At 67.9% G+C, this 2723-nt stretch carries 3 protein-coding genes; all 3 read left to right on the forward strand.

Features of this window, described 5'->3' with window-relative positions:
• Positions 1-1074: thiolase C-terminal domain-containing protein (locus PQQ95_RS36470; protein WP_408447230.1), on the forward strand; the 1074-nt coding region annotated here is incomplete at its 5' end.
• The gene (locus tag PQQ95_RS36475) at positions 1071-2249 is read left to right on the forward strand and encodes a thiolase family protein (protein WP_408447233.1); all 1179 of its coding nucleotides are present in this window, start codon (positions 1071-1073) and stop codon (positions 2247-2249) included. The genes PQQ95_RS36470 and PQQ95_RS36475, both read left to right, overlap by 4 nt.
• A 25-nt stretch (positions 2250-2274) precedes the next feature.
• Positions 2275-2723 (forward strand): Zn-ribbon domain-containing OB-fold protein (locus tag PQQ95_RS36480; RefSeq protein ID WP_408447236.1); only part of this gene is annotated, 449 nt, incomplete at its 3' end.

Below are 2723 nucleotides of genomic sequence, written 5' to 3' on the forward strand. Positions count from 1 at the left end.
CTCGAAGAAATACTGTACGGCCTGACGCGTCGCGCGCTGGCCGATGCACGCCTGACGATCGACGACATCGACGGCATCGTGTGCGCCTCATGCGACCAGTTCGACGGGCGCGCAATCGCCATCATGGCCGCCTCCGGTTCGGTGGGCGGCGTCGGCCGCGACATCCTGTCGACCCCGTCCTCCGCCGAGCATGCGTTCGTGCTCGGCGCACTGAGGATCGGCTCGGGCCAGTACCGCACGCAACTGGTGATTTCCTGGAGCCCGCTCGAGGCACAGTCCGTGCCGCAGGTGCAGCAGCTTGGCAACGATCCGTATTTCCATCGCGGTCTGCCACTGGACGATCTGAGCTCGCACGCGCTGCAGGCAGTCGCGCTGGACCCCACCCACAGCCTGCATGACGCGGCGCTCGCGCTCGTCGCAAGGAATCGCGCGCAGGGCGCGCTTGCCTACCCGGAGCGCCCCTGCGGGCCGCGCGAGCCGGTGTGGATCGACAGCAGCGAGATCGTGCGCTGGCCGCTCAGGCGCGCGATGGTCGCGCCACCCGCGATGGGCGCGGTGGCGCTCGTGCTCGCCGACGCCGCGTTCATCGCCGGGCGCAACGATACCCAGGTCGCGTGGATCCGGGGACTCGGCTGGGCGGCCGAGCCGGCCTTTCTCGGCGACCGCGATCTGGCCACCTTGCCCTCGCTCGATGCAGCCGCCGCTCGCGCCTACGGCGAAGCAGGCATCACCGATGCGGCCACGCAGTTCGATCTTGCCGAAGTGGCCGACGCCACGCCGTACCAGCAGATGATCGCCGGCGAGCGGCTCGGCCTGTACGAACGCGGCAGCGCCACGGCGCCCGCGAAACAGCACGTGCCGATCAACCTGTCGGGCGGGGCGGCGTCGTTCAATCCGGTCTTCTGCAGCGGCCTGATGCGGATCGCAGAAGCCGCGCAGCAACTGCGCGCGTGCGCCGGCGCCCATCAGCTCGACGGCGCCCGGCGGGCCGTGGCGCACGGCGCGAGCGGCTTTGCGATGCAATACAACACGGTGGTGGTGATGGAGTCGAATCAGGCAGGAGGTGGGCAATGAGCGCGCGGCGAGTAGGGATCATCGGCATCGGCCAGTCGGCGTTCAAGCCCGCGCGCAAGGATGCGAGCTATCCGGAACTGGTGCGCGAGGCCGTCGTGCTGGCAATGGCCGATGCGAAGCTCGAGCTCGACGCGATCGACGGTGTCGTCTATTCGCTCGCGCCCGACGCGCTGCTCGGCATCGGCAATGCGGAGCGGCTCGGCGTCGATGCGGTGGGCGGGCGCAACAAGCCGTTCATGCGCATCAATACCGGCGGCTCGACCGGCCTGTCCTGCGTGGCGGCCGCGCACCAGCATATCGCGGCCGGCGCATGCGAGGTGGTGCTGACCGCGGGCGCCGACAAGGTCGGCGAATGCGGCGACTCGCAAACCGTGCTCAACAAGATCTGGGATCCGACCTACGAACGCCCGCTGCCGCTGGGCACGATCACGATGCTGGCGATGTCGGCGGTGCGTTACATGCATCTGTATGGCGCCACCGAAGAAGATTTCGCCCGCGTGACGGTGAAGAACCGCGCGCATGCGGCACTCAATCCGAACGCCCATCTGCGCACCCCCACCACCGTCGGGGAGGTGATGGCATCGCGCTACATCTCGTGGCCGATCAAGCTGTTCGACGCCTGCCCGCAATCGAGTGGCGGCTGCGCGATGGTGCTCGCCTCCGAGGACTACATCCGGGCCAATGGTCTGGATGCGGTGTGGATCACGGGGCTGGGCAACTGCTCGGAAAGCTACTACATCGGCGACCGGATGGGACGCCGGCAGGTGGCCGATCATGCGGACGCCCACGCGCTGGGTGAATCGTTCGCGCGGGCTTACCGGATGGCAGGGATCACGAATCCCGCCAGCCAGGTGCATGTCGCCGAGCTGTATGCGCCGTTCAGCAATACGGAGCTGCACGCGATCGAAGCCGCCGGACTCGCGCCGCGCGGCCAGTCGGCGGGGCCGTTGCGCGAGGGGGCGTTCTCGCTGGGCGGCGCGCTGCCGGTCAACCCCTCGGGCGGCACGTTATGCACCAACGCGATTGCGGTGACGGCGATGGTGCGCGTGGCGGAAGCCGCCCTGCAGGTCTGGGGGCGAGCGGGCGCGCATCAGGTCAGCGGTGCGCGCATCGGGATTGCGAGCGGCAATGGCGGCGACCACCAGTTCTTCGGCACGATGGTCGTCGAGGCGTGAATCGGACAACAGAGGAACATGAGACATGGAACTGCTGACACGGACGGAAACCTGGAACATTACCTACCGGCACGCACTGGGCGAGACGGCGAGCTGGTTTTACGTGCAGTTGCGCGATCACGCCAGACTGTACGGGCGCCGCTGCCCGCAATCGGGCCGCGTGCTGGTGCCGCCGCGCGCGTTCTCCGACCAGACGCTGGAGCCGACCTCGGAGTGGGTCGAAGTGGGTCCGCGCGGTGTGATCGAGACGTTCACCATCGTCTATGAGCCGTTCAACAACCTGCCTGATCCGCCGTATGCGTTCGGCTATGTGCTGCTGGAGAACGCGGACACGGCAATCGGGGGCTATTTCAGGGGGGTGGATCTGGGTGATCCGCAGAAGGCGGCCGCGAAGCTCGCGGTCGGCACACGGGTGATGACCCGCTTTGCTGACCAGCGCAACGGTGAGATGGCTGATATGTGGTTTGAACTCGA

Origin of the sequence: Paraburkholderia caffeinilytica, assembly GCF_046030355.1 — a bacterium.
GTDB lineage: Bacteria > Pseudomonadota > Gammaproteobacteria > Burkholderiales > Burkholderiaceae > Paraburkholderia > Paraburkholderia caffeinilytica_B.

Coding starts and splice junctions, on each gene's coding strand:
- PQQ95_RS36475 (WP_408447233.1), top strand. CDS start 1,071: ATGAGCGCGCGGCGAGTAGGGATCATCGGCATCGGCCAGTCGGCGTTC.